The organism is Thermosynechococcus sp. Uc (assembly GCF_029335995.1).
In the GTDB taxonomy this organism is placed as follows: domain Bacteria; phylum Cyanobacteriota; class Cyanobacteriia; order Thermosynechococcales; family Thermosynechococcaceae; genus Thermosynechococcus.
In genome coordinates this window covers 1-24,537 of the sequence record NZ_JARJMS020000069.1, presented here as the reverse complement: position 1 = coordinate 24,537, position 24,537 = coordinate 1, and the positions used below count along the sequence as shown (strand labels likewise).

The 24,537-nt window shown below is 53.3% G+C and carries 26 protein-coding genes and 1 tRNA gene; 11 read left to right on the top strand and 16 right to left on the bottom strand.

What is annotated here, in order from left to right:
- The 5 genes from P3X23_RS07800 to rpmB all read left to right on the top strand — a co-directional run.
- Positions 1–1,659: 3'-5' exonuclease (locus P3X23_RS07800; RefSeq protein ID WP_300875052.1), on the top strand; the 1,659-nt coding region annotated here is incomplete at its 5' end.
- A gap of 114 nt (positions 1,660–1,773) precedes the next feature.
- Entirely contained in the window at positions 1,774–2,217 is a 444-nt protein-coding gene (locus tag P3X23_RS07795) for a hypothetical protein (protein ID WP_300875049.1), read from the top strand.
- 63 nt (positions 2,218–2,280) lie between these two features.
- Positions 2,281–2,364 (top strand) — tRNA-Leu (locus P3X23_RS07790).
- A gap of 59 nt (positions 2,365–2,423) precedes the next feature.
- Positions 2,424–3,062: an LON peptidase substrate-binding domain-containing protein gene (locus P3X23_RS07785; protein WP_300875047.1), complete on the top strand. Its 639-nt coding sequence runs from the start codon at positions 2,424–2,426 to the stop codon at positions 3,060–3,062.
- A gap of 81 nt (positions 3,063–3,143) precedes the next feature.
- Positions 3,144–3,380: a 50S ribosomal protein L28 gene (rpmB, locus tag P3X23_RS07780; RefSeq protein ID WP_300875045.1), complete on the top strand. Its 237-nt coding sequence runs from the start codon at positions 3,144–3,146 to the stop codon at positions 3,378–3,380.
- Here the strand turns inward: rpmB and P3X23_RS07775 are convergent.
- Together P3X23_RS07775 and psb27 are read right to left on the bottom strand one after the other, a co-directional pair.
- Positions 3,377–4,105, bottom strand: coding sequence for a M15 family metallopeptidase (locus P3X23_RS07775; RefSeq protein WP_300875043.1), 729 nt, complete (start codon positions 4,103–4,105; stop codon positions 3,377–3,379). The two genes, rpmB and P3X23_RS07775, sit on opposite strands and share 4 nt — an antisense overlap.
- Positions 4,106–4,110: 5 nt before the next feature.
- Positions 4,111–4,515 carry a photosystem II protein Psb27 gene (psb27, locus tag P3X23_RS07770; protein ID WP_300875040.1) on the bottom strand — a complete coding sequence of 135 codons (405 nt, stop codon included), beginning with the start codon at positions 4,513–4,515 and terminating at the stop codon, positions 4,111–4,113.
- Positions 4,516–4,686: 171 nt separating this feature from the next.
- Here psb27 and P3X23_RS07765 point away from each other — a divergent pair, with 171 nt between their 5' ends.
- Positions 4,687–5,178 carry an NADAR family protein gene (locus tag P3X23_RS07765; RefSeq protein WP_300875037.1) on the top strand — a complete coding sequence of 164 codons (492 nt, stop codon included), beginning with the start codon at positions 4,687–4,689 and terminating at the stop codon, positions 5,176–5,178.
- Here the strand turns inward: P3X23_RS07765 and mutL are convergent.
- The 8 genes from mutL to P3X23_RS07725 form a co-directional block, all read right to left on the bottom strand.
- Complete coding sequence (gene mutL / locus P3X23_RS07760; protein ID WP_300875034.1) at positions 5,175–6,800, bottom strand: DNA mismatch repair endonuclease MutL; 1,626 nt, start codon at positions 6,798–6,800, stop codon at positions 5,175–5,177. The two genes, P3X23_RS07765 and mutL, sit on opposite strands and share 4 nt — an antisense overlap.
- Positions 6,797–8,020, bottom strand: a complete 1,224-nt coding sequence (coaBC, locus tag P3X23_RS07755; protein WP_300875033.1) for a bifunctional phosphopantothenoylcysteine decarboxylase/phosphopantothenate--cysteine ligase CoaBC — start codon at positions 8,018–8,020, stop codon at positions 6,797–6,799. The genes mutL and coaBC overlap by 4 nt, the downstream gene beginning before the upstream one ends.
- Entirely contained in the window at positions 8,007–8,222 is a 216-nt protein-coding gene (locus tag P3X23_RS07750; protein WP_300875031.1) for a DUF2555 domain-containing protein, read from the bottom strand. Before P3X23_RS07750 ends, coaBC begins: the two co-directional genes overlap by 14 nt.
- A 126-nt stretch (positions 8,223–8,348) precedes the next feature.
- A complete protein-coding gene (locus P3X23_RS07745; protein WP_300875028.1) occupies positions 8,349–8,774 on the bottom strand; it encodes a bacteriohemerythrin in 426 nt (141 codons plus the stop codon).
- Between the two features lie 40 nt (positions 8,775–8,814).
- Positions 8,815–9,294, bottom strand: a complete 480-nt coding sequence (locus P3X23_RS07740; RefSeq protein ID WP_300875025.1) for a bacteriohemerythrin — start codon at positions 9,292–9,294, stop codon at positions 8,815–8,817.
- A 2-nt stretch (positions 9,295–9,296) separates the two neighbouring features.
- The gene (locus P3X23_RS07735; RefSeq protein WP_300875022.1) at positions 9,297–10,157 is read right to left on the bottom strand and encodes a DUF4388 domain-containing protein; all 861 of its coding nucleotides are present in this window, start codon (positions 10,155–10,157) and stop codon (positions 9,297–9,299) included.
- Positions 10,158–10,207: 50 nt separating this feature from the next.
- Complete coding sequence (locus P3X23_RS07730; protein WP_300875020.1) at positions 10,208–10,774, bottom strand: ATP/GTP-binding protein; 567 nt, start codon at positions 10,772–10,774, stop codon at positions 10,208–10,210.
- Between the two features lie 36 nt (positions 10,775–10,810).
- Entirely contained in the window at positions 10,811–11,206 is a 396-nt protein-coding gene (locus P3X23_RS07725) for a roadblock/LC7 domain-containing protein (RefSeq protein ID WP_300875017.1), read from the bottom strand.
- A gap of 352 nt (positions 11,207–11,558) precedes the next feature.
- Between P3X23_RS07725 and P3X23_RS07720 the strand changes: the two genes are divergently transcribed.
- On the top strand, positions 11,559–11,897 hold the full coding sequence (locus P3X23_RS07720; protein WP_300875014.1) for a hypothetical protein: 339 nt from the start codon (positions 11,559–11,561) through the stop codon (positions 11,895–11,897).
- A 12-nt stretch (positions 11,898–11,909) separates the two neighbouring features.
- Here P3X23_RS07720 and P3X23_RS07715 read toward each other — a convergent pair whose 3' ends face one another.
- Positions 11,910–12,386, bottom strand: coding sequence for a DNA starvation/stationary phase protection protein (locus P3X23_RS07715; RefSeq protein ID WP_300875011.1), 477 nt, complete (start codon positions 12,384–12,386; stop codon positions 11,910–11,912).
- Positions 12,387–12,581: 195 nt separating this feature from the next.
- Between P3X23_RS07715 and P3X23_RS07710 the strand changes: the two genes are divergently transcribed.
- From P3X23_RS07710 to asnS, 3 genes are all read left to right on the top strand, one after another.
- Entirely contained in the window at positions 12,582–13,538 is a 957-nt protein-coding gene (locus P3X23_RS07710) for an FHA domain-containing protein (protein ID WP_300875008.1), read from the top strand.
- A 68-nt stretch (positions 13,539–13,606) separates the two neighbouring features.
- Positions 13,607–15,988, top strand: coding sequence for an endonuclease MutS2 (locus P3X23_RS07705; RefSeq protein ID WP_300875005.1), 2,382 nt, complete (start codon positions 13,607–13,609; stop codon positions 15,986–15,988).
- A gap of 11 nt (positions 15,989–15,999) precedes the next feature.
- Complete coding sequence (asnS, locus tag P3X23_RS07700) at positions 16,000–17,388, top strand: asparagine--tRNA ligase (protein ID WP_300875002.1); 1,389 nt, start codon at positions 16,000–16,002, stop codon at positions 17,386–17,388.
- On the opposite strand, the gene P3X23_RS07695 is transcribed toward asnS, so the two are convergent.
- Genes P3X23_RS07695 through P3X23_RS07685 form a run of 3 tightly spaced genes read right to left on the bottom strand, consistent with a single transcriptional unit; the run spans position 17,385 to position 21,521 of the window.
- A complete protein-coding gene (locus P3X23_RS07695) occupies positions 17,385–19,433 on the bottom strand; it encodes a cation:proton antiporter (protein WP_300875054.1) in 2,049 nt (682 codons plus the stop codon). The genes asnS and P3X23_RS07695 overlap by 4 nt on opposite strands.
- 42 nt (positions 19,434–19,475) lie before the next feature.
- Positions 19,476–20,696, bottom strand: coding sequence for a tryptophan synthase subunit beta (trpB, locus tag P3X23_RS07690; RefSeq protein WP_300874999.1), 1,221 nt, complete (start codon positions 20,694–20,696; stop codon positions 19,476–19,478).
- A 48-nt stretch (positions 20,697–20,744) separates the two neighbouring features.
- Positions 20,745–21,521, bottom strand: coding sequence for a DUF1350 family protein (locus P3X23_RS07685; RefSeq protein WP_300874997.1), 777 nt, complete (start codon positions 21,519–21,521; stop codon positions 20,745–20,747).
- 62 nt (positions 21,522–21,583) lie between these two features.
- Here P3X23_RS07685 and P3X23_RS07680 point away from each other — a divergent pair, with 62 nt between their 5' ends.
- Positions 21,584–22,801, top strand: coding sequence for a F420-0:Gamma-glutamyl ligase (locus P3X23_RS07680; RefSeq protein WP_300874994.1), 1,218 nt, complete (start codon positions 21,584–21,586; stop codon positions 22,799–22,801).
- Between the two features lie 13 nt (positions 22,802–22,814).
- Here P3X23_RS07680 and P3X23_RS07675 read toward each other — a convergent pair whose 3' ends face one another.
- Both P3X23_RS07675 and P3X23_RS07670 read right to left on the bottom strand, forming a co-directional pair.
- Positions 22,815–23,537, bottom strand: a complete 723-nt coding sequence (locus P3X23_RS07675; protein WP_300874991.1) for a cytochrome c biogenesis protein CcdA — start codon at positions 23,535–23,537, stop codon at positions 22,815–22,817.
- Between the two features lie 430 nt (positions 23,538–23,967).
- The coding region (locus tag P3X23_RS07670; protein WP_300874989.1) for an insulinase family protein at positions 23,968–24,537 on the bottom strand (570 nt) is incomplete at its 5' end.

Below are 24,537 nucleotides of genomic sequence, written 5' to 3'. Positions count from 1 at the left end.
GCCCTTGACTTTGATGATTTGATTTTGCGCACAGTGCATCTATTCCGACAGCACCCTGAACGCCTTGCATACTGGCATCAGCACTTCCAGCACATGCTGTTGGATGAATACCAAGACACCAACCGCACCCAAGACGATCTCATTCGGCTACTGGCCACCAATGTCACCCCACCCCAACAGTTTCAGAATTGGCGCGATCGCTCCATCTGTGTGGTTGGCGATGTGGATCAGTCTATTTATTCCTTCCGCTGTGCTGATTTCACTATCTTGATGGACTTCCAGAAAGATTTTGGCGATCGCCTGCCCGATGACGATAGCCGCACAATGATCAAACTAGAGGAAAACTATCGCTCCGTTGCCAACATTTTGCAGGCCGCCAATCATCTCATTGAGCACACCAACGAACGCATTCATAAAGTTCTGCGACCCACCAAGGGGGAAGGTGCTCCCATTCACTGTGAATGTTGTCACACTGAAACCGAAGAAGCCTATTTTGTTGCCCGCAAAATCAAAGCCTTGGGCAGCCAATCCCTCGAACCCCAATGGGGACGGTTCGCTATTCTCTACCGCACCAACGCCCAATCGCGCCCCTTTGAGGAGGCCTTAGTGCGCGCCAACATTCCCTACACCGTAGTTGGCGGTCTCAAGTTCTATGAGCGCAAAGAAGTCAAGGATATTCTTGCTTATTTGCGGCTGCTGCAAAACCCCCAAGATACGGTCAGTCTGCGGCGAATTATCAATGTGCCGCGACGTGGCATTGGCAAAACCAGTTTAGATCGCCTCAATGACGCTGCGCAAACCCTTGGTATTTCCCTGTGGGACTTAATTGTGGATACCGAGTCTATGACGCCTTTGGCAGGGCGAGCCAGCCGTGCGGTGCAGCAATTTGTTGCCTTCATAACCCGCCTGCGCTCCCTTGTGGACGATATTGACCTGCCTGAACTGGTCAAAACCGTAATTGAAGAGACAGGCTACCGCCGCGAATTAGAAAACGAGGGCACCGATGAAAGCCTAGAGCGGCTGCAAAACCTCATGGAATTGGTTAACGCAGCCCAGCAATTTAGTGAAGAAAATGAGGGGGCAAGCCTCAGTGATTTTCTCAACAGTTCTGCCCTTGCCTCGGATTTGGATTCATTGCAAGGGGGAGAGGGCGTTGTTTCTCTGATGACGTTGCATGCCGCCAAGGGGCTAGAATTTCCCGTGGTCTTTTTGGTGGGCATGGAGCAGGGACTCTTTCCCAACTTCCGCAGCCTCAACGACCCCATGGCCCTTGAAGAAGAACGCCGCCTTTGCTATGTCGGCATTACCCGTGCCCAAGAACAACTGTTTTTCACCTATGCCCAAAGCCGTCGCCTCTACGGCAGAAGTGAGGATACGATTCCTTCACAATTTTTAGGGGAGCTACCCCCTAAACTGCTGACGGGCAATCTCCAACGACGATCCAAAGTGGCTTCTGTCATCGAAGCATCCCCCTCGCGTTTGAACAAGTCCACTGCCTCCCTTTGGCGGGTGGGCGATCGCATTCTCCATCCTGTTTATGGCGAAGGGGAAATTACCCATGTTTTTGATACTGGTTCAAAGCTCTCCTTGGCCATTCGTTTCCCGCGACGCGGGCAAAAAGTAGTTGATCCGCGGATGACACCCCTTGAACGGCTGTAAATTAAGGTAGCCCACCGCAGGTTGAGAACAGTCTGAGGATAGAATGCGTCTCTTTGGGCACAATTCACGCTTTTGAAGCGTCATAACCAATATGAACGAATAGGGATATTGCCCGTGAGCAGCATTATTGTAGCAACCCTTCTTGCTCTCAGCGCTGGAGCGAACACTTATACGATTCCCCTGCAAGTCCCCGTCAGAGTGGCTCAGCAAGTACGACCCGCAGAAACCATCTTCTACGCTGAGAGGGGCGAGGGGTTATTTCGCATGAGTGGCCGTCCGAGTCAAAAGGTGATGTTTATGAGCCTCATGATTGATCCGCAAAAAGTGGCGGACATCAATATGCAGTTGGCTAATGGCAACTCCATTTCCTTCTCTGGTCACGTCATTGAGCAAGATGCCTACAACCTGCGTATTCGCTTGACCAGTTCTGGCATGGCCAATGCCAATGGCACTCTCAATATCCGTTACGGCACTCAGCAATCCATTCGTAATTTGGCGGGCAATGGTGAATTGGATGGTCAGCCTTTTGTGCTCACCTTCAAAGGCAAGATGAAATAATGAGTTGACAGAACTCCGTTAAACCCAAGATAATAGAAGATCGCTGAACAGAGCATATTAAAAGCGGAACTGGCGGAATTGGTAGACGCGCTAGATTCAGGTTCTAGTGTCCGCAAGGACTTCGGGGTTCAAGTCCCCGGTTCCGCATCCTAGCAAGCCTTCAAAGTACGGTACGATAGAGGTATTGGCTTCTATGAGCTGTCATTATGGCTTTTTCGTCCATTGCCGTTCGCGAACTCCCCATTTTTCCCTTACCGGATGTTGTCCTCTTTCCGGGGCGACCGCTGCCGCTCCACATTTTTGAATTTCGCTACCGCATCATGATGAATACGATTCTCGAGAGCGATCGCCGATTTGGCATCGTGATGTGGAATCCACAAACGGGACGACCAGCAACGGTGGGCTGTTGTGCGGAAGTGCGTCGCTACGAACGGCTTCCCGATGACCGGATGCTCATTGATTCCCTTGGTCAGCAGCGGTTTCGCATCCTTGACTATGTACGCGAAAAACCCTATCGCGTTGGACTGGTGGAGTGGATTGAGGATGAACCCACCAGCCTTGATCTGCGCCCCTTGGCTGAGGAAGTGCGACAACTGCTCGAGGATGTGGTGCGCCTCTCGGCAAAACTGACGGAGCAACCCATGGAACTGCCCCCAGATGTGCCGACAACCGCCCTTGAACTTTCCTATTGGATTGCCAGTAATTTTCGCGGTGTCGCTCAGGAGCAGCAACGCCTCTTAGAGCTACAGTCCACCTACGATCGCCTACTGCGGGAAGCAGAAATTTTAACCACCACTCGTAACCACTTGGCGGCGCGCACCGTCCTCAAGGAAACCTTCAAATAGGCCATTTCCTCTACGCTGGAATATGTTAAGCTAGAGGTCTTGCTGATTTTGCATCACATTGCCTTGCAGGGGAGAAAATCAATGAGCCGCGTTTGTCAACTAACCGGAAAAAAAGCAAATAACGCCTACGCTATTTCCCACTCCCACCGGCGGACAAAAAGACTGCAAGAAGTAAATCTGCAATGGAAACGGGTGTGGTGGCCAGAGGGCAAGCGTTGGGTACGACTGCGCCTCTCTGCCAAAGCAATTAAAACCCTTGAGCGCAAGGGCCTGAGTGCATTTGCCAAAGAAGCTGGCTTGAATCTCAATAAGCTCTAGGTGATTAGATAGCCACAAGGATCAATTTGGCCATAGCGGGCAATGATGTTTTGTTGGCCGGTTTGTTGCTGAATTTGCCAAGCCCACAACTGATCCCCAAGGGAAAAGTGCCACCACTCGTTAGGATGGCGTTGAAAACCTGCACAGTGCATTGCTTGATGGAGAATTTGGCGACGTTGAGCAAAGCAGATAGCATTGGTCTGCTCAGGATGGCAACTGTAAAAATCGGGAAAAGAGCGCTCAGAGATCTCATCAATGACTCCCCCCATGTCCAAGGGGCGGTTTTCTCCATCGGCAAGGGTCAGATCAACAGCAGCCCCCGTGCTGTGGGGAGGTGGTTTTTGCGGATCTAAACTGGGGACGGCCCAAAACTGATAAACCTGTTGCCAAATCTGACTGGCGATCGCTGGCTCAAGTTGCTCTGGATTGTGTCCTCCTTCCCGACAGAGGGTAGCAAAGGTATGCGCTACCATAAACTGCTGCACCACAACTGGCCGATAGGCATCAAAAATTGCCAATTGCCAACCATAAGGCTTTAGGAATGCTTGGGCACGCTCAAGGGCAGCAATCACGCCTACTCGCAAATAAAAAGGGGAAGCTGTGCCATAGGGGGCACCAAGGCTTTGATAAGGATGGGGTTCCAGCCGCAGAAAGGTAGGAGGAATAGGCGCTAGGGGTTCGCCACATTCCTCAATAGGAATGTTTGTATAGAGCTTATCCCCCATCGGCGCTAGGACTTGGCTTCGCGCTCAAGGGCAAGTTCGACTTGCTTAAATTCCTGTTCGAGGCGAGCTTTGAGCTTCTCAGGCAGAGGACGATTGGGATAGGAACTATAGTGCCCCGCAAGGGAATTGAGGGCAGTTTGCATTGTCATAAAAGAGGAGAGGGATCGCAGGGAGTTATCGCGACGATAGAGAGCAAAGAAATCATTAAGCTTTTTGCGGGCATCTGCTTGAGCCGCCTTTTTGTTGGGGTCATTATCTGGTAGGGCGATCGCTTCTCGCAGGCTACTAATGAGACTAAGGGTATCTTCACGGAAATTCCCTGTTAACCCAGTGGGCACATTGGCACAACTAGTTAGTAGCAGTGACACACTCAGCAAAAGTGCAGAAACCATCGCCCAAAATCGTTTCATATCGAACCCCAAAACAACATTAGGTCTTAAGATACCCATGAGGCTGATCTTAGCAAGAATTGGCTATCTTAACCCAGTTTTGTCCCTGCGAAAGGGGCTGTATTTGGGGCATGATGATCTCAGTCGTCATCAATGCTTAGGTCATCAAGGGGTACGGGAACGCGGTTGGCAATGACAATCTACTTTTATCGCGTCAAGGATGCCTACGGCAGTTTTTCCAATTTCTCTCCCCACGGGTTTACCCTAGAGGGCTATTATTGGCCAACAGCAGAGCACTACTACCAAGCCCATAAATTCTTGGGAACCGCCCATGAGGCCTTTGGTCATGTCATTCGCATTGCCCCAACCCCTGAAGCGGCTGCCCAACTCGGTCGCAGTGGTCGCTACCCCGTTCATCCCCAGTGGGAGCAACTGAAACGGCCGGTCATGTGGCGTGCCCTTGTTGCCAAATTTACCACCCATCCCGATCTTCAAGAACTGCTCCTGTCAACCGGTGACGAAGAACTAGTGGAGGATTCCCCGGTAGATAGCTATTGGGGCTGTGGGGGCGATCGCCAAGGCTCGAATTATCTGGGGCGACTACTGATGCATCTGCGGTACTGTCTGCGCCAAGGGGCAGATCTCCACGCCTTCACCCCTCTGCAAGATTGCCCATTTGGCTAGATGCCATGACTTTTGCCCACCACCCAGTGGCGGCGGAAAAACCGAGCAAGGCTAGATTCTTGTAGTTGCAGACAGATAGGGCGACCATGGGGACAGGTGTGGGGTTGACGGCAGCGATGCCACTCATCCACAAGGGTTTGCATTTCTACGAGGGTGAGGGGCGTGCCGTTACGAATGGCACTGCGACAGGCAACGGCCACCTTGGCAGCGGTTAGATCCGCCACCTGGCTGAGTTCCATGAGAGCAGCCGCAATGTCGGGGCGATCGCGCAGCAGAGCAGGAACACTGCGCACAGCCCAAACCTGTACCCCAAAGGGGGCGATCGCCAAACCCCAGTCCTGCAGGCGTTGCACTTGGGCTTCGGTCAGGGATTCCAAAAGGACGGGCTTGTCTAGCTCCACTACCTGCCAGTCGGCTTCAATTTGCTCATAGAGTACCCGTTCATGGGCAATGTGCTGCTCAATCAGCCAAATCTCTTCCGGTTGCTCAACAATGATGTAAGTATTGTGCAATTGCCCGACCACTTTCAGTTTTGAGAAAGAAAGTTGATTTGAATTAGGTGATAGCAGCGTCCGATAGCGGTTTGGTGGTTCAGCCGCCTTTAACACTTGATAGCTGCTGGCATAACTCAGAGGAGTTGCTGGGCTAGCAAGGAGTTGGCCAATGCGCTCTACCAAAAGAGCTTGCCATTGCTCTGGTTCCCGTAGATAGATCGTGCGCTTTTGCGGTTCTGCTGACCAGTCAATTGCCGCTGGGGGCAAATGGAGATGGGCAATGCACAGAGGAAAGCGCTGCCGCGGCAACCCGCGCCCAAAGGCTTCAAGAATAACCTGCTGCCATGAGGGATCGCTGTGCAGCTCTACCCACCGACCATTGATTGCTACCCCTAACCAATCGGGGCGGGGACGATGGTGGCGATCTGGGGAAACCAAGACGAGTTCAATCTGGGCATCGTTGATTTGGCGCAGATCTTGGGGATGGAGTTGAGGAACCAGTTGCAGCAGGCGATCGCCCAAAGAAGCCACCGCCGGCCAGTGACACCACGGTTTGCCATCCTTCAGGAGATGCCAAGCCACCTGTGGGAAACAAAGGGCAATTTCCTGAAGGCGCCGCTGGATCTGTTTTGGGTTAGTTTCCTGCTGACGTTGCGGCCAGTCTTGAAAAATTTGTTCAGCAATGACGCGAGTCCCCACGGCCATGCCTAGAGGACGAAGGCTGTGGACTTGGCCTTGGGCATCATACCTGACCCGCCAACCCGTATCTGCCTCGCGATGGCGACTGCAAATGGTTAACTGTGCCATTTGTGCCAAGCTGTAAAGGGCTTGACCACGGAAGCCTAGGGTGGTGATGTCGGCGAATTCCCCACTGCTGGGTAACTTACTGCTGGTATAGGGAAGGGCAACTTGGCTTAAATCGGCTTGGCGAATCCCTTCGCCATTGTCTGTAACCTCAAGGTGCCATGCTGAGGGGTGCCACTGAAGATGAATGCGACTAGCACCCGCATCAAGGGCATTTTCCACTAGTTCTTGGACAACAGTAGCAAGGGAGTCGAGGGTTTCAGCGGCAGCGATCGCCCGCTGCATTGGCGTAGGTAAAGGCACGACCGTAAGGCCATCGCTCATGTCAGCCACTCTTGGGCAAGATCAAAGATTTGGTGTGCCAAAATTAACTTTGGTGCCTTGGCAAGGGAGCGCGATCGCCCCCGACGATCCAGTACTACAGCGGCATTTTCAACAGTGCCAAAGCCACAATCCACTTGATCCACAGCATTGGCCACGATCAAATCCAGGCCCTTACGTTCTAGCTTTTCACGGGCAGGCGTCACAATATCTCCGGTTTGAGCAGCAAAACCAATCAGACGTTGGTGAGGCTGGCGCATTTGAGCTGCCATTTGCAAAATATCGGGCACCGCACGTAGGGGTAAGGCCATGGGCAACTCCGATTTGGGGAGCTTTCCCGACCACTGTTGTGCCGGGCGGACATCCCCAACCGCCGCGGCCATAACCAGCCAATCCGCTTCTGGCCAAGCTTTCTTGACGGCCTGCAGCATACTTTCACTGTCAATTGCCTCAATGGCCGTGACTTGTGGAGGAATGGGTTCGGCGATCGCCCCATGAATCAACGTCACCGTTGCGCCGCGATGAAGGGCTGCTCTGGCTAGCGCAATCCCCATTTTTCCCGTTGCCGGATTGCCAATGAAGCGCACCGCATCCCAATACTCACGGGTGCCGCCGGCCGTAATCAGCAGATGCTTTCCAGCTAAATCCCGTCTGCCCTGGGTATAGGCCAAAGAGTCCAGATAGGCAATGATCTCCGTCGGCTCGGCCATCCGCCCCACTCCCACAGTGTCACAGGCCAAACGGCCATAGAGGGGGGGCAAACAGTGGTAGCGCGACTGCTGTTGTAGTTGCTGCCAATGAGCCTGTACTGTTGGCTGCTCCCACATGGTGGTATTCATGGCCGGGGCAACTAAAATCGGTATCTTTGAGGCCAACACCGTACTGGTGAGAAGATTGTCCGCCAGTCCCAGCGCCAGTTTTGCCAGCGTGTTTGCCGTCAGTGGAGCAATCAGCAGTAGAGTTGCCCATTCCCCGAGATCAATGTGGAGAGGACGGGGGGCTTGGGAATGCCAAAAGTCCTGATCAGTATAGACCGATTGGCGGCACAGCGTAGAAATGGTCAAAGGGGTAATAAATTGCGCTGCTGTCTCCGAAAGAATTGCTGCAACCTCCCACCCTGCTTTCACCTGGTGGGAAATGACCTCACAGATTTTATAGGCGGCAATGCCACCCCCCACCCCCACCAGGAGATGGGGCACTCCTGTAGGACTAGGACTCGTCAAAGGCCTCTAAATCCAATAGATACAGATAAGGTTCTGCCAGTTCAGGCCGCTGGAAGGCAATCGCCCGCAGCAGATGCCAATCCTCCAAAGCTGCAAAGGGGGTGTCATAGTCATCTTCCTCCAATCGCCGTGCCAAAGCAGCCACATCCTGTGGTGTGAGGTGGTTAATATACTCTGGCGAATAGTGGTGTGTAACCGCCATACCCCCTCCTTAAGCTTGACCCAACTCTTTCTCTGCCTATTCCTCTATTGTAGCTAGCGTAGCCCCAAGAAATAAGTCCACTTTTTTGCGCCTCCCTAGCACTGGACAATAGGCTTCCTCCGCCCCTCAGGAAATTGACGGCGACTGAGCATTGAGGTACTCACCAATTTTCTTGTCAATTTTCATAATATGGCTGACAAGCCAATTGGCAAGGCTTTCATGGAGGCGAATAGCCAGAGACTCATCGTCGGACGATTGGCGATAGGCACTTTGAAAGTCTTTCAGAAGTACCAGAAACTGGCGATGGGCTTGACAGTTGGTCTCGGCCAAAGGGCATTGCGCTTGGTGAGCACAGCTTTCTTCCTTCTCAAAGTGCCACTCGGCGTAGTACTTCAGGAAGGCAAGCAGTCGCTGAACTGCCCCTCGCCCCTCACCGCGATGAATTGCGCCAGCAAGATCATTGACTGCCTCCACCAGTTCGCGGTGGTGAGCATCAATCATTGCCACACCTGTTTTTAAATCATTGGTCCATTCAAAGTAGGTAAGAGCCATGCCTCTCATTCCTAGACATAATGTTGAGTTTATGTTGAGTTTAACAGGCAGTTGCCGCCTTGGCCTTGTCTGCTGTTACAGCACTAACGTACTCGCCAATTTGCTTATCCACAACTGCAATGTGGCTAACTGTCCAGTCTGTCAATTGCTTGTGAAAGTTCACTGCTAAAGCTTCCACTGCATCTGAACTGCCTTGGCCTGACAGTTCTGCTGTCCGTGCAGCTTTATACTCCTGCTCAAACTTGGCAATCAGCCGACGGAAAGCCTCATGCTCTCGGAGATTGCGTTCAGCAATCGGACATTGATATTTGGCAGCCAGCTCCTCTTCATAGCGAAAGTGCCAATCGGCATAGGCCAAAGCACAGGCAAAAATGCGCTTTATTGCTGCTGCTCCCTGTCCCTGCTGAATGGCCTCTCCTAGCTCATTGACCATGGCCAACAATTCCTTGTGCTGGTTGTCAAGGCCGGCATGGCTTGTTTTCAACGCTTCTGTCCATTCAATACGCGTCACTTCCGTCATGGTCAACCTCCTTTCATGGCTTTAGGTTTCAAGAATGACAGCACGCCCATAAGAAATGATTGACTTAGGGATCCGCTGCTCTCCTCTGCAGGCTGGGGCAGCGGTGTTGGTGAGGAGGGGGATGGTTCGGTGCTGATATTGGGAATCTCCTCCACTAAGCCAGCCACCATCAGTCGAAAACAGATTTTTTGCACCTCTAGAACGGGTAAATTGAGGGCTTGGGCAATTCCCTCTAAGGTGACGGTTTTGTCCACATATTCCCAGACCCGCCATTCTACAGGGTTCAAGTGACAGGGAGGTTGCCCTTCACTCAAACTAATCACCGTTGAATCGGGCAAGGGCAACTTGTCCATCAGAGGTGTCCAATCTCGCAGGAGCCGCAAACCTGCTAAGGCCACATCTCGCGGCGGTGCGCTCAAGCCCGTCATTTCCGCTAACGGCAAGGGGTGATTGGCATCAAACTTGAACCATCCTTCAGCAAGACTAAACAACTCTGGAATCGGTGTGAGCACTTGCTGCTTAAAGAGCAACTGCAACTGTTGGCTATCCAAAGCTCCTTGGGTTTTCAGCAGCAGGCCAAGCGGCTGGTTGAGGGGATATAGCTTTAAAAGCCGGTGAATCGTTGTAACACGGATGAAGCCGCGTTGGTCAATAAGCTGTTGCAGGCCTTGATGGTCAAGTTCGTGGGTGGCTGCTACAATCTGACCTAAGCGAAAGAAAATGTAGTGGTGCTTAAGCGGTGCAATAGATAGGGTCTCTGTTTCAACCGGCTTGATCGAAAGACACCCTGTTTTTTGCCCCTGTTCTAGAAAGCGAAAGATTTCCCCTAAGGAAAATTCAGATAGATAACCAGTGATTTTCATTTGGTTTCCCCCTTCGTATGAATTTCAGTCCCTACCCCCTTGAAAATCAACTAGTGCCTCACAGCATCCCAGTTCAGTTGTTCGGCTTGGTGTTTGGCATAGGTTTCAATGAGTTTCATCATGGCCGCGGCAACAGAACCTGGGTCAAGGGCATTCACCTGTACCATGGGTGGGCGATTGTGGGGGCTGAGATAGCCTAGGGCGATCGCAATATCCTCCGGCGGCCAAGCATTTGGGTTATCCGCATGACTCAGCCCAATCACCATAGGAATTTTGGCACGGTGGCGCATAAAGGCCAAAATGCGACGGGCGGCTCGAAAGTCTTGGGGACGGTGGGAACTGACCAGGAGAATAAAGGCATGAGCCTTGCGAATCAAAATTTCCCACATGAAATCAAACCGCTCTTGCCCCGGCGTGCCGTAGAGGTGCAAAGCTACATTGGGACCAAATTGTAGTCGGCCAAAATCCATTGCCACTGTGGTTTTCTGTTTCCAACTCCCCACTTCATCCGTAGCTTTCCGATCGGTATCGACCGGTTCAATTTCGCTAATCGTGCGAATAAATGTAGATTTCCCTGCCCCCACTGGCCCAGTAATGACAATCCGCATGATTTCCATGGCGCTACTTTCCTCCTTCGGCAAGGACAGGGACAGTTAAACACCCACTGATTGCAATCCTCCTGTTAGCTGCGGTTGCAGTTCAGCAATGACATTCTTAATTTCAAGGTTAATAATGCCCTGTTTGGCTGCTGCATCTGCCAATACCAGCAATACTGCCTCCTCGGTACAGCTAGTAAGAATGCCATAGCCATTCGTCCCTTCGACAAGAATCCGCTCAATTTGACCCCGACTCAGCTCTCGACCAATCCGTTCGCCTAAGGACAGCATCGCCGCTGACATGGCGGCCACTCGCTCATCATCCATTCCTGTGGGTAGCGCTGCTGCCAACGTCAAGCCATCGGGGGAAACCAGTGCTGCCCCTTGGACATTACTGGCATCAGCAACAAATTTTTGTAATGTTGCTTGAAGTTTTGCTGCATTAATTGCCATAAAGCACCTCTTCTAGAAAATCAACTCAATTAATATTGGTAAGGTGCGGTGTTGCTGACGCTCTCTATTTCACGGTTTCAAGATCTCAGCAAGAGGAAGACCCTACCTATCCCAATAGTAGGTTATCCTCAATGAATCCAAAGGTTGCTTGGCAAACAGTTTAAGCAAGCTTAACAAAATATCTAAAATGTTAACAGGTGCTGTTATTATTTTTATTATTAAACGAAATCTTTTTCCCACGCATTCAGTAGAATAATTGAGCAATGCGCGCTTGGGAAACTGAAGTATGGGAAGCAGCCGCTGGCAATGGGCAGTTAGAGCAAGGATGGCCACGCTAGGCAGAATTTTCCTTGTGAGTGCTGTTTTTTTGCCTATTACTGGCACCCTAGCCCAAGGAACCCGTTCTGAAGTGTTGAATATTGCTGAGTTAATTCGTGCGCGAAACTATGCTCGCCAAGCCGCAGAACGAGTCAATGGGGGGTTGACTCGCTATCGTGCTGACGCCTCGATGCACGGCCCTGTGCGCCAAGCACCCTACGTCCGTAATGCAGATGGCTCCTATACATTTCGTGTTTTAGGCTACAGGGTCAAGAACGGAGTTCCGCAGCCGCTGCCCAGCATTGAAACAGTGGTCACCGTGGCGCCTGACGGACGTACCACTGTTAACTACAATGGGGTGATTCGCAATTAGAGGCTCAACTCCCTAGTTCACCAAGCCATCGCCTTTGGCTAAGAACTCTTTCAGGAACCAGCGATGTTTTTGGTGAGTTTGCACCAAGCGGGTGTAGAGATCGGCGGTACCAATATCGCCAGCATCAGTGGCAATTTCGGCATCTTGGTGCATTTCGGTAATAATCAGCTCATGGTTAGCGATCGCCTCCTCAATCATTTGCTTAACCGTAAGTTGGGCACTGGAGGGGGTTACCGTTGCCACCTTTAGGTAGTCTGCTGGATTTGCCACGGGTTGGCCATCGAGCATCAGGCTGCGCTCGGCCAGTTCATCAATCATGGCAAAAACCTCTGCCCCCTGTTCTTCAAAGAGCAGGTGTAAATCCCGAAACAAAGGGCCATAGGTCAACCAATGGTACTTTTTGTAGTTCAAATACATGACCACTGCATTGGCTTGTTCCCGTTTCAGTGTTGTCAGCACTTGCTCTTTCAGTGTTGTTGTTGCACTCATAGCGGTCTCCTTTGACAGTCATTGAACTGTCCTGTCTTACTCAATCATACTCATAACGAGTACGCTTTAGCAACCTGTAGAGGGACTCCTGCCATTCTATTGACATTAAGATGAGAGTAGTTCCTTACTGCTCAACAACGTTAGGATAAACAGCATAATCATCAACTCAATTTAGTGTTTTCTTTAGCTGCTCCCATGGATGCTTCGGCCAACCACCCCGGTACCTATGTTCCCCACCTACAATCGCCGACTCGCTCTGGTGAACAGCAGCGGGGGTTCATGCGTCCCAGTGAGTTAATTCTAGCGGCACCCACACCCCGGTTGTTATTACATTCAATTTACATGCAACGTTCTATTGTGTTGGAGCAGTTGCCGGTTTGGCAAATTGGTCGAAGTAAAGATTGTGATATTGTCTTGCCCGATCGCTGGTGTTCGCGGCATCACATTCGCATTGAACGTCAAGCGGATCATTCCTACCGTTTGACCGACCTCAAGAGCATGAACGGGACATTCATTGGCAATAGCCGTATTCACGCACCCCATATTCTCAAACACGGCGATTGCATTTCCATTGGTGAGTCAGAACTGGAATACATTGACTTGCGGGATGCAGCGAGTCTTCACTCCTACACCAACCACTCCCATGAGAGCAAGGGTCAAGTCACGGTGCTGATGACCCACTCTTCGCGTACCCAAGGGCAAATGTGGCGGGAAGTCTTGAACTCCCAAGGGATTTCGACAATTTGGGCAACTTCTCACTTTGAGCTAGAAAAAATTATTGCCCATGTGGAGTCCCTCAACTGCAAAATCAGCCTATTGCTCTTGGATTTGGGAATGCCCAAAACCAATCCCTACGATTTTTGTCGCCGGTATCGCCAGCACTATCCAGAAATAAATGTCATTCTTCTCAGTGGTATGCGCACCCATGTCCATGCATCGGAGTGCAAGTGGGCGGTCAATCAAGGCGCGATGGCACTCTTTGCGGGTTTGCCCCACAACAATATTTTTTCTGAACTCACGAGCATTACAGAGCGATTGCAAACAATTGCCCAAGCCCTCGAGTGGCCCTACCTCGATTCTGAAGCCCTCACCAGTACACTCCTGAAACTGCAAAATGCTGTGGATATGGAGATGTCAGGGATTGTCTTCTAGAACGGCTGCACCGATGGGTAAGCAGTGCTACAGTCAGTGAGAGTAGTGTTTTCAGCAGATGGCGAACATTGGTTGTTACAGCGTCACAAATTAGTGCATTCGATAAATCCCTAGGGCGGCTAGAGTGGCCGCGTCTGTGTCAGCAGTTGGCAACGTTTGCTTCGACAAAGCGGGGAATGCGTCAGCTACAGTCGGGCGAAATTTTGGCTGGCACCCCGGCAGCCACTCAGGTGCTGTTGGCGCAAACCGCAGAAGTCATTGCCTTGGAAACGGTGCACCAAGTGCGCTTAGATTTCAGTCAGGTGACGGATCTTGAACCTGCCCTTGAGCGGTTGGATCATCGGGGCTGCTTGCAGGGAAGTGAACTCCTAGCGATCGCCCACCTGTTGAGTGCTGGGCGACAACAGCGGCGGCAAATTGAGGAACACGAGCAACTGCAGGAACTGCAACGACTAGTGGCCGGCGTCCGCACCTATCCGGAGGTCGCCCAAGAGATCTACCGCTGTATTACGGATCAAGGGCAAGTGAGCGATCGCGCCAGTCCCGAATTGGCGCAGATTCGCCAACAGCAACGGCAATGCCGCGCCCAGATCCAACAGCACCTACAGCAAATTTTGCAGCAGCGAGCCAGTGCAATTCAGGAGGCGGTGGTTACACAACGGCGCGATCGCTATGTGTTGGCAGTGAAAGCCACCCACAAAGACCAGATTCCCGGAATTGTCCACGATCTTTCCGCCAGTGGCGCCACCCTCTACATTGAGCCACAGGAAACCATTGAGCTACAAAACCGCCTGCAACAGCTTGTCCATCAGGAAGCCGAGGCCGAGCGTGCCATCTGCCAAGCCCTCTCGGATCAATTGGCCACCATCAGTGACGATCTGTGGTATTTGCTCGATGTACTGACAAGCCTCGATATGGCAGTTGCCCGTGCCCGCTACAGTCTCTGGTTGCAGGGCAATCCACCCCAGTTTGTCGGCGAGACGCGGCTGCACTTAAAAGCGCTGCGCCATCCCCTGTTGGTCTGGCAACAGCAGCACGAACAGGGGCAGACGGTGGTGCCAATTGATCTTGAATTGCAGCCCCCCACAAAGGTGGTCACGATTACAGGTCCGAATACCGGCGGGAAAACAGCAACGCTGAAAACATTGGGATTGGTAGCCCTCATGGCCAAGGCGGGGCTGTATGTGCCGGCGGCTGCACCCGCAGAGTTGCCTTGGTTTGTGGGCATTTGGGCAGACATTGGCGATGAGCAGTCCCTCACCCAAAACCTGTCCACCTTTTCCAGTCATATCTGCAATATCCGCGATATTTTGGCGGAGCTAGAGGTTGCAGGCGGCAATACACTGGTGTTGCTTGATGAAGTGGGGGCAGGCACCGATCCCAGTGAAGGCACAGCGCTGGCGATCGCCCTGTTGCGCTATCTGGCAGATCACGCCAGTCTCACGTTTGCCACAACCCACTATGGCGAACTCAAGGCCCTCAAGTATCAGGACAGCCGCTTTGAAAATGCCGCTGTGGAGTTTGACGAGCAGACCCTAGCCCCGACCTACCGGCTGCTGTGGGGCATTCCCGGCCAATCCAATGCCCTAGCGATCGCCCAGCGGTTGGGGCTGTACCCCAGCATTGTTGAAGAGGCTAAAGCCTGTCTCCACAGTGAGAGGAACAGTGTCAATGAGATGATTCTGGGACTAGTGAGCCAACGCCAAGCCCAAGAGGCCAAAACCACGGCGGCAGCGGCACTGCTTCGTGACACTGAAGCCCTCTACCAAGAAATTGCCAGCCAAGCCCAGCAACTGCGCCAGCGGCAACAGCAACTGCGCCAACAACAGGAGGAGCAAGTACGCACTGCCCTCAATGAGGCGCAACGGCAAATTGCCAAAGTGATTGCCCAACTCCAAAGGGCCAACAGTCCCGAACAGGTTCAAGCCGCCCAAGCGGCGCTGCATCGAATCGAGAACACTTATTTACCCCCACCCCCGCCCGTTGGCTTTATTCCCCAGCCGGGCGATCGCGTGCGCTTACCCCAATGGCAACAGGTGGGCGAGGTTCTCAGCGTCAGCCGGCAGGGGGATATCGTTGTCCAAGTGGGGAACGTGAAATTTACAGTGCCGCCCCATGCTGTTGAATCCCTTCAAGGAGAACCGGTACACCTGCCCTCTAAACAAAATCAGCAGAAGCCTTGCCCCGACCCAGCCCCCCCCAAAGTACCGACTATTCGCACTGAAAGCCGTACCCTTGACCTGCGGGGCAAGCGTACCCACGAGGCAGAACCTCTCCTAGAGGAATTCCTCAACCGCCAAGAGGGAACCGTTTGGATTATCCATGGCCATGGCAGTGGTGCCCTCCGCCGCTTTGTGCATCAATTTTTAGATCAGCACCCCAGCGTTGAGAACTATACCCTTGCCCCTCCCGAAGAGGGGGGTCGTGGGGTAACTATTGTGCAGTTATAGGGAATCAGCAAATGCAACAGCGGATTAAAGACATTCTCCATCGAGGTCAACTGGGCGATCGCGTGACCGTCCGAGGCTGGGTGCGCACCAAGCGCGAACTCAAAGAATGTACCTTTGTCAACCTCAACGATGGCTCAACTCTTGCTGGGCTGCAGGTAGTTATCCCCAACACCTTGGCCGCCGCTACCCCTTGGATAAAAAACCTGACCACAGGAGCTGCTGTAGAATTTAGGGGCGAACTGGTGCTGTCTCCCGGCAAGGGGCAAGCCCTAGAACTCCATGCCCAGCAGATGCACCTCTGGGGGGCTGCAGATGCCGAGAGCTATCCCCTGCAAAAGAAACGCCACAGTTTTGAATTTCTGCGCACGATTGCCCATCTGCGACCGCGAACCAATACCCTCGGCGCCGTGATGCGTGTGCGCAATGCCTGTGCTATGGCCATTCACCAATTCTTTCAGGAACGGGGCTTCCTCTGGGTGCACACGCCAATCATTACTGCCAGTGACTGCGAAGGAGCAGGGGAACTCTTTACCGTAACAACACTGAATTTGGCTCAGCCTCCAAAAACGCCGGCGGGGGAGATTGACTTTAGTCAAGACTTCTTTGGTCGCCGCGCCTACCTCACGGTGAGTGGTCAATTGGAGGCGGAAATTATGGCCACGGCCTTGACCAATGTCTATACCTTTGGTCCTACCTTCCGCGCTGAAAATTCCAATACCTCGCGCCACCTGGCGGAGTTTTGGATGGTGGAACCGGAAATGGCCTTCTGTGACCTCAAGGGGGATATGGAGCTGGCGGAAGCCTTTTTACAGTTTGTCTTTCGCTCTGTACTTGACCACTGCGCAGAGGATTTGGCCTTCTTTCAAGAGCGCATTGACAATAGCGTCATGGCCACCGCTGAGCAGATGGCCAGCCAATCCTTTGCCCGCTTAAGTTACACAGAGGCCATCCAAATCCTTGAAAAGAGTAGCCGCCCCTTTGAGTTTCCAGTGGCTTGGGGGCTGGACTTGCAGTCAGAGCATGAGCGCTATCTAGCGGAGGAGTACTGCCAGCGCCCCGTGATTGTCTATGACTATCCGGCTACACTCAAGGCCTTCTATATGCGCCTAAACGAGGATGGCAAAACTGTGGCGGCCATGGACGTTCTAGCGCCCAAAATTGGTGAGATTATTGGCGGCTCGCAGCGGGAAGAGCGGCTGGAAGTGTTGCAGCAGCGGCTTGCCAGCCAAGGGCTAGACCCTGCTCCCTACTGGTGGTACTTGGACTTGCGCCGCTATGGCAGTGTGCCCCATGCGGGCTTTGGCCTAGGCTTTGAGCGCCTTGTGCAGTTTATGACGGGAATGGACAACATTCGTGATGTGATTCCCTTTCCGCGGACGCCGGGCAATGCCGAGTTTTAACTGAGGCGGTGGGGTTCGCCAAAAAGAATAATCGAGGTCTGTACTTGGCGGATGACTTGGGTGGTAATGTCACTAACCGCCATGCCGCCCGCTGTGCCCCGCCGAATGGAGCGCATCAGGACAAGATCACAGTTTTGCGCTTCTTGGAGAATAGTGCTAGCAATGTTGTTGCTGGCAACAGTTTGAATGTCGGTGGCGATCGCCCCGCCGGTTTCTTGCAGGATATTGCGCAAATCCTGTTCAAACTGTCCTATTTGCTCTGGGGGGGTGTTGGTTAAAAAGACATGCAGCAGCACCACTTTGGCTTGGCTACTACTGGCTAAAGCTTGGGCAAATCTGACGATCCGCAACGTACTGGGGGTGAGGTCCCGCGTGGGTACCAAAATCGAGCCAATGTGTTCCGGTGCATCTAGCAGCCGAGTAATGGCCACCGGGCAAGGACTTGACCAAAGAACCCTATCAATGACATTGCCGAAGAGCCGTGCTCGCAAACTGCCGGTTTCTGACCACCCCAACACAATTAAACTGGCATTCTGTTCGCGGCTAAAGCGACTAATCCCTAGGGCAACATCATCATCAATGCGCAGGGCGGCAGTTGCTTCGACGCCATAGACCTCGGCCAGTTCCACAGCGCGGCGCGTAAGTTTACGACCGCGGTTGAGCGCAGCATCGAGCTGGGGATCGTCCATGTGCACCTGAGCAGGGACAATTGTTACTGGCACCACCCGCCCAGATTCATGGCGAGCCAAAAGTGCGGCCAATTCCACAAGCGATCGCTGGGTTTGGGGATTATGGATGGGCACCACGACGGTAAAGGGATGGGGCTGAGCCTCCTCACTGCCATCCCACCAATTGGCCAGCTCCTCAATGTCCTCCTGTTGCGGCTGAGGAATGGGAAGGCAACTGGCGGTGCGAGCGGTAATCATCGGGCCTAGAATCGAAGTCACCACCATTAGGACAAGAACACTGTTGAGCACATCTTTGGTCAAGATGCCCTCTTGAAATCCCACCAGTGTTGTTGCCAGGGTAGCCGCCACCTGCGGTAAGGACAGCGACCATATGGTCAGCATCTCAATGGGCGTGTAGCGGTACCACAGCGCCGAAAGCCAAGCGGCAACGAATTTGCTGCCCATTAGACCCACGACAATCGCCGCCGTAATTCCAATTGAACTGAGGGTTTCAACAAAGGCGGGAATGTCAATCAACAACCCCATATCCACAAAGAAACAGGGGATAAAAAGCACACCGCCAATAAACTCCACCTTTTCCTTGACGGGACTCTCGCCGAGAACATCATTGACGGCCAAACCGGCCAAGAAAGCACCCACAATTTGCTCAACGCCAATGACTTGGGCAGCAACAGAAGCAACAAACAATGCCAAAAGAATAAAAAGAAACTGATTTCCTTGATCGTCGCGCGATCGCTGGAAAAACTCCTTGCCAGCGCGATCAAAGCCCCAAAGCACCAAAAAGCAGTAAAGGCTGAGGGTAATCAGTTGATGAAGGAGCGTCAGCAGCGTAAATTCCCCCCTGTGAATGCCCACGCAAATGGCCAAAATCACTAGGGCGGCTGTATCGGTAAAAATCGTGGCTCCAATGGTTATAGTGACGGCTTCGTTTTGGACAACCCCCAGCCGTCGCACAATCGGATAAGCCAGCAGAGTGTGGGAAGCAAGGATTGAGCCAATCAGCAGGGAGCTATTCCAGCCAAAACCAAACCAGCGCCCAATGATGATTCCGGTAATAATGGGTACGATGAAGGTGAAAAAGCCAAAGACTGCCGAACGATGGCGGGTTCTGCGAAACTGGCTGAGGTCAATTTCTAGACCGGCCACAAACATTAAGTAAACCTTGCCGATGTTAGAGAGGAGCTGGATGGTTTCACTCTTGTGCTCCAAAAACTGTAGCCCATTGGGGCCAAGGAGAACACCGGCAAGGAGCAGCCCCACCAACCCCGGCAGGCGCAACCGCTCAAACAGGGGGGGAATCACTAAAATAACGGCCAGCAAAACCGTAAAAACAACTATGGGATTGCCCCCGTCCATTGTTGCCACCGTAAAATTGTACGCCTTCAGAATACCCTAGCCTTACTGCCCCTGAAAGTAGCGGCCAATGGTTTCCACGTCCTTGTCGCCCCGTCCTGAACAGTTAATGACAATCCGCGGTTGTCCCGTCAGTTGTGGACAAAGGGTTTCCAGATAGGCCAAGGCATGGGCAGTCTCTAGGGCTGGCAAAATTCCCTCCAACTGGGCAAGGCGGACACAGGCGGCCACAGCCTCGGCATCGGTGACACTGTAGTATTCTGCCCGACCAATGTCCTTGAGGTAGCTGTGCTCTGGCCCGACCCCCGGATAGTCTAAGCCGGCACTAATGGAGTGAGCCTCCACCACCTGCCCTTCTTCATCCTGCAGCAAGTAGCTCATTGCCCCGTGGAGCACCCCCACTTCTCCCTTGGTGAGGGTGGCAGCATGGTAGCCGGTGTCCAACCCTTGACCTGCGGCTTCAACCCCAATTAAGCGCACTTGTGGTTCTTCAACAAATTCATGGAACAGTCCAATGGCATTGGAGCCTCCCCCGACGCAAGCAAGGAGAATATCCGGCAGCCCGCCCCATTTTGCAAGGCACTGCTGGCGCGTCTCTTTGCCAATTACGGCATGGAATTCCCGCACCAACAGAGGGTAAGGATGGGGACCTGCCACTGAGCCAAGGATGTAATGGGTTGTCTCCACGTTGGTCACCCAATCGCGAATGGCTTCGGAGGTGGCATCTTTGAGTGTTCCTGTGCCCGCGCTGACGGGTTGCACCTCTGCGCCCAATAGACGCATCCGTAGCACGTTGAGGCGCTGCCGCTCCATGTCCTGAACCCCCATGTAGATGACGCATTGGAGGCCAAAGCGGGCACAGACTGTTGCTGTGGCTACGCCGTGCTGACCGGCTCCTGTTTCAGCAATAATGCGCTGTTTGCCCATACGTTGAGCCAAGAGTACTTGGCCGAGGGCGTTGTTGATCTTGTGGGCACCGGTGTGATTGAGGTCTTCCCGTTTGAGATAAATCTGCGGCTGGACTTGGTCATTGGCATAGTGGGCACTGAGGCGCTCTGCAAAGTAGAGGGGGCTAGGACGACCCACATAGTCCTGTAACAGGTGCTGCAGCTCTGCTTGAAAGTCAGGGTCGTGGCGGTAGTGGGCAAAGGCCGCTTCCAATTCGCTGAGGGCGGGCATCAGCGTTTCGGGCACGTACTGACCCCCAAAGCGGCCAAAGTAGCCGCGGGAATTGGGGCGAGCAGCAGTAGAGAGGGCAACAGTCACAGGCAAAGTCCTTTTTTGTGCAGGGGTTCTTTATGCGATTGTGCCATGTTAGGGGCGGCAACGACGGACAGTACTGAGGGGATTGAGCCATGCCAACAGGCATTCTTCAAGAGTTTGCATTTCTGGAAAAAGACGCTGCTTAATCCACTGACCCACGGCATCCAAGGGGGAAAATTCCGCTCCCACTTGCCACTTGAGGTCTTGGCTGAGGGGGGTAAGATGATTGCCTGGCAGTTTCAAGGCGGTGACCATATCGCCAAATTTGGCTCTGAGAAGGCTGCGTAGACGGGGGGTTTGATCAATGTCGTCGTCTTGGAAGCGAATGAGCAGGTTGCGGCGGACGGGGTACTGCTGCTGGATGAGTGCCTCGGTTTCGGCGGGAGTGGGGCTAAACTCGACGCCTACGGGGGTCAGATTGTCTAAGCCGGGAATGGATTGGGCAGCGGCGTAGTTGTTAAACGCCAAGAAAATGTTGCCGGCGCGATCGCCATCGTGGAGGCTATTAATGAGCAAGTGGAGCTTGCAGCCCATACTGTGGCCAAGGCCGTAAATCGGCAGCGCCGGTGGATAGCCGCCGCGGTGCACAAGCCAATCGAGGGCGTAGTCCAGTTTGTGGAGCACCTCAAGGGCGATCGCCCCATGGTCAAAGTGATTCACAAAAGGAGTGGCAATGATGCCGTAGTGGGCTTCTGCCAAGTACTCCAACAGACGCCGATAGGTGACCTGAGGCGCAGCCGCCACAAAGGCTCCGCCTAAAAAGTGAATCCACCCCAGGGGACGCTGGGGCAAGCACAGCCAATTGCCACGAACTTCTTGCCACTGCAAAATTCAATCACTCCAAAAATGCCTAACTGCTTGTAATCTAGCAATACGGGAAATGCAGTGGTATGGGACACGGGTTGATGACAACAATTGTCGGGATAGGGGTAGCTGCCTTCGGATTGCTAGCCGTTTTGGTGGCAATTGGCTTGGAGTGGCGCTATCGTCGGCGGCCTGCCCATCCCCTAGAGGTGATCCGTGCCACTTGGAATCTGGAAATCTATGAGCCAACCCACTATCGGTTTGTGGGGCTATTGGGCTTCAGCAATCCCCACCGCGGGATTGAGGTCATGGTGCCGGAGCTGCGGGCAGAGGTGGTGCTGTTGTCCGAGGGCAGTGTGGAACAAATCCAAACCGCAGTGCAGGTAATCCCGCGCCACCCAGAGCCAGAGTTTCCTCCCCGTGCAGATGGCTATTGGTTTGCCTACATTGTCAAGGCCACCAAGCAAACCCATGTTGAACTCTGCGTGGATCTGCAGGGGCTAGGGGTCAGCGAGGTAAAGGCCGCTTGGGTCAAGATTCACTACGTTGCCTACGGTCCCCACGGCCGCTTTCCCAAAACCCACCATGAGTTTATCCCTCTCAAGTTTCCTCCTAAGGGAGAAACAGGAATTTGGCGCCAAGCGGAAGGGTGTCAAGTGTTGCCTGTGCGAACCCATTTACTGACGCCTTTGGATATCCCCCTAGAGGTGCTGAATCGCTATGTGATGCCCCATGCTCAGGCGGGGGATATTGTGGCCATTGGTGAAACGCCCCTTGCCATTATTCAAGGCCGCCTCAAGGATCCGGCCCAGCTTCGCCCCGGCTGGGTGGCCACACGGGTGTGTCAGTTTTTTTTGCCCACCTCCAGCTTGGCCACTGCCTGCGGTATGCAAGCCCTTGTGGAGGAGGTGGGAACGCTGCGGGTGCTCTTTGCTTTTCTGGGGGGGGCGATCGCCAAAATCTTTGGCCACAAGGGAGGCTTTTATCAACTAGCTGGAAAGCAGGCTCGCCTCATTGATGATGTCACCGGCACACTGCCTCCCTACGATCAATTCATTGTCATGGGGCCAGTCAACTCTCAAGCCATTGTGGATGACCTTGCCGCCCAAACAGGGCTAGGTATCGCCATTGTAGATGTCAACGACTTGGGCGCAGTTGAAGTTCTTGCTGCTAGCCAAGGGGTCTCTCACCAGCTCCTCACCGCTGCCCTCAAGAAAAATCCCGCTGGCAACGCCGACGAGCAGACCCCCATTGTGCTCATCCGTCCCCAAATTTCGTCTAGAGGTGCTGGCATGACTGAGTGAGTCCTCAGGATTGTTACAGCCGAGTGACTAAGGCAAAGACGCCAAAGGCAATCAGCAACAGGCCGCTCAGCGTCGTGATCCAGCTTGACCACTGCCGTAGCGCCAGCAGCTTCTGCAATACCCCACTAAAAGCCCCCACCAAGATCAAGGGCACCACATAGCCGCTGGTGTAGGCCAAGAGCAGCCCTGCCCCTACCCCTAGCTTTTGGGTTGTGGCCACCCAGGCCAGCAGGGTTGCTAGCACAGGGGTACTACAGGGGGCTGCCACCAAGCCAAAGGTTGCCCCCAAGGTATAGGCCTGCAGACCCGCAGGAACGCGATCGGGCAATTCTTCGAGGAAGCGGCTGCGGGGAAATGTCAGCGGTAGGGCATTGAGTAGGTTTAATCCCATGAGAATCGCCACAACACTGACAAAGAGGGTCAATCCCCACCCCACTTGGCCATAGATGCGACCAGCAACGGCAGCCACCATGCCCAACACCGTCAGGGTGGTTGCTAGACCTAAGGCAAACCAGAGGGATTGACGGATGACAGAGCCATTTTGTTTTGTGGCATAGCCAGCAATGTAGCCAACTGTAATCGGCAACATTGAGAGAGTACAGGGGGTGAGGCTGGTGAGGAGTCCCGCAAGAAAGACAATCCCCATACTGATTGGAGTGAGGTGACTCAGTTGACCCGTCACCCATTGGTTGGCCCACTGTTCCAGTTGGTAGAGGCTAAGGCTGAGGTTGAACATGGTTTTAGGTTTTCGTTAATTGGCGGGAAGCCCCGCGTTCTCCCGAAGGGAAATCTTGCTGCTCAATGTACCACTTCAAGACGGATACGGTGACCGCTGCACCACTGGCGATGAAGTAGGACTCATTCCCAAGCACCAACTTCCCATGGAACTTTTTTACCCGCAGCCTGCAACTAGAGACAGACTTCAGGTTGTGCGTGAACTTGGGCAGTGCCAAAACAGGATGTGGATGGGTTCGGCCTCACCGTTGACCTCTGTTAGCTCAGCAGTTTTCAGGATGAGCGTACACGCTTAATCCGGAAAATAACATGCTGCGGCAATATTTTGGGGTCAACAAAGTGGGCCTAGGGCATCGGCTCACTATAAAACGCGCAGGTGGAAAGACTGGAGAAGCCCGCCCTTTAGGCGAAGCGTGAGGGTCGGGAGTATGTCACGGGTTAAAGGATACTGCAGGACCGGCGGTTACAATGACAAGGTGGTCGGGATCAATCAGCTCCTGCAGTGCTTGATTGACCTGTTCTAGAGTCACTGCCTGCAAGCGATCGCCAAAGGCCTGAAGTTCTTCGGGAGGCAATTCCACAGAGGCATTCCCCAAAAGCGTCCGCGCCAGCACATCCACATTGGCTAACTCCACAAGGTAAGTATTGCTGAGGCTGCGCTTGGCGGCTTCCAGTTCAGCTGTGGTCAGTCCTTGGCGGCGCGCCTCCCGCAAAAGTTGCAGGGTTGCTTGAATTGCTTTGGCAGTGTCCTCAGGTGCCGTTTGCAGTTGAATTAGAAAGGGTCCAGCCTGACGAGTGGCACTAAAGAAGCTGTGGATGCCGTAGGTCAATCCCTGGCGATCGCGAATCTCTGTGCCCAGGCGGCTAGCCAGCGTATCTCCCCCCAAGATGTGGTTCATGAGCATTGCGGCGTAAAAGCGGGGATCCCGCCGATCAATTCCCGGCGCTCCCAGATAGGTAATTGCTTGGCTTTTGCCGGGGATGACAGCGTTCTTAAACAG